The sequence below is a fragment of the Bacteroidales bacterium genome (assembly GCA_014860585.1).
In the GTDB taxonomy this organism is placed as follows: Bacteria; Bacteroidota; Bacteroidia; order Bacteroidales; family 4484-276; genus RZYY01.
This window is the reverse complement of the sequence record JACZJL010000161.1, coordinates 1-3,634: the sequence shown is the minus strand read 5'-3', so window position 1 is coordinate 3,634 and position 3,634 is coordinate 1. Positions and strand designations below refer to the sequence as shown.

Here is a 3,634-nt window from a genome sequence, read left to right as displayed (position 1 = left end):
CGCATGCTCCTGAAATTTACTATTTCAGCAGGATTGACAGGTTTTTTCATCTTCCGTTATTTTTTAGTTGTTATCTGATTCAAGGATCATATCAAGGGCATAAAATGTAACCTTGTATTCCTTCCCGTCAGAGGCAGTTGTTAAGTAATCCTTAATAACTGAAATTCTACTTAACTCATTTTCTTTTAGTATGTTAGTTATGTGCATACTGATGTTGGGAACAGAGGTGTCAAAAAGTTCAGCAAGTTGGCTTTGGTTCATCCAAACAGAACCATCTTTTGCAAAAAGCGGTACACTGGCCTTTCCATCCGGTGTGTTGTAAATAATGATGTTTTGGTTACCTTTACTCATGATTAGTTGATGTAAACTTATCCCGACAAAAATAGTCAAAATGGAACTTGAGACTGCAATAAATGGGCACAACTCCATTTAAAAAAGCCTGGGATCAGCATGAAAACCTTTTCACTTGTTTTTCTGTTTTATCAATATCCAAACTAAAACACAATGATAAACGAAATTGCAAGAGGCAACAACTTTCACAAGGTTGATATAACGGTAACCAACTGGATGGCTAAAAACGGAATTTCATTACTCAGGTATAGTATCGGGATCATTTTCCTTTGGTACGGAATGCTGAAATTTTTCCAAGGCGCCAGCCCTGCTGAAGACCTTGCCATCAATACCATTGACACGTTAACTTTCGGATTATTCAGTCCGAAGTTTATTATCATCTCGCTGGCATTGCTCGAAACAATGATTGGCCTCGGGTTGATCTTTAACCTGTTCTTGCGGGAAACATTGCTGCTGCTTTACTTACAAATGATCGGAACTTTTACACCGATATTTCTTTTTCCCGGTGAAGTATTCACTACATTTCCCTATGCTCTCACCCTCGAAGGTCAATACATTATCAAAAACGTTGTAATCGTGAGTGCCGGCATTGTGATTGGCGCTACTGTTCGTGGTGGAAAACTGATTGCAAAAGCCAAAAAAGAAGAAGTATCATCAGATGAGTCCGAGTGATTTTGAAATATCGAGCATTCGTTCGATTGGGAGTCGGGCTTTTTGAATCACTTCATCGGACAGATGAATCTGAGGTTGCTCGTTTTTCATACACAGGTACAACTTCTGCAAGGTGTTCATTTTCATGTAAGGGCAGTCGTTGCAGGCACAGGTCTCATCTTTGGCAACAATGAGAAACTCTTTCTCCGGCGAGTCTTTTTTCATCTGGTGCAGAATACCGCTTTCGGTAGCGACGATATACTTTTTAGCATCATCTTTTTTGGTAAATTTCAACATGGCAGTAGTTGAGCCAACGAAGTCCGCCAGTTCGAGAACTGCAGCCTGGCACTCGGGATGAGCTATCAGTTTTGCATCAGGATTGGCAACTTTCATGTTGATGATGGATTCGGTGGTCAGGATGTCGTGCACCTCGCAGGTTCCATCCCAAAGTACCATGTTTCGGCCGGTAATCCTGTTGATGTAACCTCCAAGGTTTTTATCCGGCGCAAAAATGATTTTCTGTTCTTTTGGAAACGACTCAACCAGTTTCACGGCATTTCCCGAAGTACAAATCACATCCGACATGGTTTTTATGGCCGCAGAGCAATTGATGTATGAAATCACAATATGATTCGGATAATTATCTTTGAACTTTTTAAATTCATCAGGAGGACATGAGTCGGCCAATGAGCAGCCGGCAGCAAGATCAGGGAGTACAACTATTTTTTCAGGACTTAGTATCTTTGCGGTTTCGGCCATGAAATGCACGCCGGCAAATACGATCATGTCGGCGTTAGTAGATGTGGCCTGTTGAGCCAGGCCAAGGCTGTCGCCAATGTAATCGGCAATATCCTGGATTTCGGGAACCTGGTAATAATGCGCCAGCAAAACAGCATTTTTCTCTTTTTTCAATTGTTTAATTTTGGCGACAAGATCGGAATCTTTTTTCTCTTTGGCTGAATCGCTTTGTGAAGGAATCATATTATTATTTACTTATTTTAAAAAATATAATAATTATAATAGCCTGTTGAAAAGGCTTAAAACTTAACGATGAAAAGCTTGTTTTTATCATTTTTCATTACTTATTAACATCGAAGTAACAGTTATTAAATTCTAAACTGTTGATTTTGTGTGTCGAGTAAAAGTTGTCACCAATTCAACATACCAGCGTACAAAATTATCATTTCATAAAATCTGTCCGGGTTTTTAATTTTTGGTGTTAACAGAACAACTTAAAATTGGTAGAAAGAGGAATTAACTTTTTGGATCAACCCAATTTCTGCCCGAAATGTTGATAACGTCGAAACTTATCAGTTTTTAAAAACTTTCATCAACAACAATTGACAGTTTTCTGTTGATAAATGTAATGGTTTGAAATTACAGCGTTTGCAGACAATGGCACTTTTTCAGCTGAAAGTTGGCACCAATCGGTTACATCCTGGAATTTGCATGTAAAGTATTAGTCTATAACTATTTAAATGATAGTTATTTTTGGTAAAGTATTTAAAGGAAAAAGTCTGCTTTAGAATTTATCTTTACTTTTGAGCAAAATTTTATCAACAAAACAGTAAATGGCGGCAGCACAAAAAGTTATCCCAATCGGCAGTGACCACGCAGGATTTCAATTAAAATTTTTCCTGATAAAAACACTCGAAAAGGAGGGTTTTACATTTAAAGACTTCGGAACTTTCTCCGAAGAAAGTGTCGACTATCCCGATTTTGTACACCAGGTGGCTTTTGCGATAAACAGGGGTGAGTTTGAAAAAGGAATTATCATTTGTGGTAGCGGGCAAGGCGCCAATATGACCGCCAACAAGTATCCGGAAGTGCGCTCAGCACTTTGCTGGAGCATTGAACAAGCCAGGTTATCGAGGTTGCACAACAATGCAAATATCATTGCTCTGCCAGGACGATTTATTGATTTTGCAGAGGCAGCGGAGGCCGTGAAGGTTTTCTTTTCGACGGATTTCGAAGGCGGGCGACATGAGCAGAGAGTGAATAAAATTTCCAGATTAATCCATTAAAAACTAAAAAGAAAAGAGATGTCAGAGCTATCCAAGAAGTTTGTGAAGGATTCGGAAAAGATTACTTTTGATCTCCAACATCGTAAAAAGATCAAATACAACATCGGCAAGTACGACGCTGCTGTGATAAACGGTAAGCGGCAATATAAAAATCTGGAAGTCGCTAAAAACCGTGCTGCTTCTATAAAGCACAAGGTGTTGGAGAAACTCGACAAATACCTCAATGAATTTGAAGTAAATTTCGAACGCAATGGTGGACATATCATCTGGGCGCCAACTGCAGATGAAGCTGTAAAAGAGATACTGAACCTGATGCAAAAATATGAAGCACAGGTGGTGGTTAAATCGAAATCAATGATTACGGAAGAGATCGAATTGAACCATGCGCTGGAAAAGGCATCAATTGAGGTAGTGGAGACTGATCTGGGGGAATACATAGTTCAGATAGCCGGCGAAAAGCCGTATCACATCGTAACCCCGGCCATGCACAAATCGAAGGAGGAGGTTTCAGCATTGTTTCACGAAAAATTTGGTACGCCGGAAGATTGGGCGCCAGAGCAAATTACCAGCTATGTGAGGGAAAAATTGCGTGAAAAATTTTTCAAAGC

At 39.6% G+C, this 3,634-nt stretch carries 4 protein-coding genes and 1 pseudogene; 3 read left to right on the top strand and 2 right to left on the bottom strand.

What is annotated here, in order from left to right:
* Positions 1-81: 81 nt before the first annotated feature.
* A pseudogene (locus IH598_15810) lies at positions 82-351 on the bottom strand (hydroxyacid dehydrogenase).
* A 153-nt stretch (positions 352-504) separates the two neighbouring features.
* Here IH598_15810 and IH598_15805 point away from each other — a divergent pair.
* Positions 505-1,023 carry a DoxX family membrane protein gene (locus tag IH598_15805; protein MBE0639983.1) on the top strand — a complete coding sequence of 173 codons (519 nt, stop codon included), beginning with the start codon at positions 505-507 and terminating at the stop codon, positions 1,021-1,023.
* Here IH598_15805 and nadA read toward each other — a convergent pair.
* On the bottom strand, positions 1,006-1,983 hold the full coding sequence (nadA, locus tag IH598_15800; protein MBE0639982.1) for a quinolinate synthase NadA: 978 nt from the start codon (positions 1,981-1,983) through the stop codon (positions 1,006-1,008). The two genes, IH598_15805 and nadA, sit on opposite strands and share 18 nt — an antisense overlap.
* Positions 1,984-2,573: 590 nt before the next feature.
* Between nadA and rpiB the strand changes: the two genes are divergently transcribed.
* Both rpiB and IH598_15790 read left to right on the top strand, forming a co-directional pair.
* Positions 2,574-3,026 (top strand): ribose 5-phosphate isomerase B, encoded by a 453-nt coding sequence (gene rpiB, locus IH598_15795; GenBank protein ID MBE0639981.1) that lies wholly within the window; start codon positions 2,574-2,576, stop codon positions 3,024-3,026.
* Between the two features lie 18 nt (positions 3,027-3,044).
* Positions 3,045-3,634: lactate utilization protein (locus tag IH598_15790; GenBank protein ID MBE0639980.1), on the top strand; the 590-nt coding region annotated here is incomplete at its 3' end.

What these genes read in the sequence shown, in the direction of transcription:
- IH598_15805 (MBE0639983.1), top strand. Translation starts at nt 505, where the DNA reads ATGATAAACGAAATTGCAAGAGGCAACAACTTTCACAAGGTTGATATA.
- nadA (MBE0639982.1), bottom strand. Translation starts at nt 1,983, where the DNA reads ATGATTCCTTCACAAAGCGATTCAGCCAAAGAGAAAAAAGATTCCGAT.
- rpiB (MBE0639981.1), top strand. Translation starts at nt 2,574, where the DNA reads ATGGCGGCAGCACAAAAAGTTATCCCAATCGGCAGTGACCACGCAGGA.